Genomic DNA, 711 nt, shown 5'->3' on the forward strand with positions numbered 1-711 from the left:
GGCCGCGCTGGCCGCTGCCGCCCTGGCGCTGGCCGCGCGCGATGCGGAGCGGCGCGAAGCGGCTGGCGCCGTGCAAGCCATCGACGCACGGCTGCTGCAGGAACAGCGCAGCCAGCTGGAAGACCATGCGCGCCAGTTGAATACGGCGGAAAAGACGTGGACGGAACTGGCGCGCAAGCAGCAGGAACTGGCGCACGGGCAGGCGCGGGCCGCGCAACTGTCGCTGGCGGCGCAGGTAGAAAGCGCGGCCCTGGCGGTGGAGGGGGCCAGGACGGCGCCGCTGGAGGCGGGCCTGGCGCAGGCGGAAAAATCCCTGAAGGGGGCGGAAGCGGCGTGCGCGGCCAGCGTCGGGCAGTTGCGCGCCACCTTGCAGGACGAGCAGCCCTGCCCCGTCTGCGGCGCGCTCGAGCACCCGTACACCCACGCCGACGACGCCTTGCAGGCAATGCTGGCCAGCTTGCAGGACGAAGTGCTGGCCTGCCGCACGCAGGTGCGCGGCAATCTGGAACAGCTGGCCACGCACAGGGCGGCGCTGGCCGCGACTGCGCGCGAACAGGCGCAAACGGACGCCGAACTGGCATCGCTGCCGCCCGCCATCGCGGCCCTGGACGCGCAATGGCAGCCGCATGCGGCCACCCTGCAGCTGCCGCCGGAATCCCGGCGCGCGGACTGGTTCACGCAGCAGCTGGCCGCCACCGCGTCCGGCTTGCA

At 73.3% G+C, this 711-nt stretch carries 1 pseudogene; it reads left to right on the forward strand.

What is annotated here, in order from left to right:
- Positions 1–711: pseudogene (locus tag GCN74_RS28235) on the forward strand (exonuclease SbcC); the annotation flags it as partial.

Source organism: Janthinobacterium sp. FT14W, assembly GCF_009208755.1.
GTDB classification, from domain to species: Bacteria; Pseudomonadota; Gammaproteobacteria; order Burkholderiales; family Burkholderiaceae_D; genus Janthinobacterium; species Janthinobacterium violaceinigrum.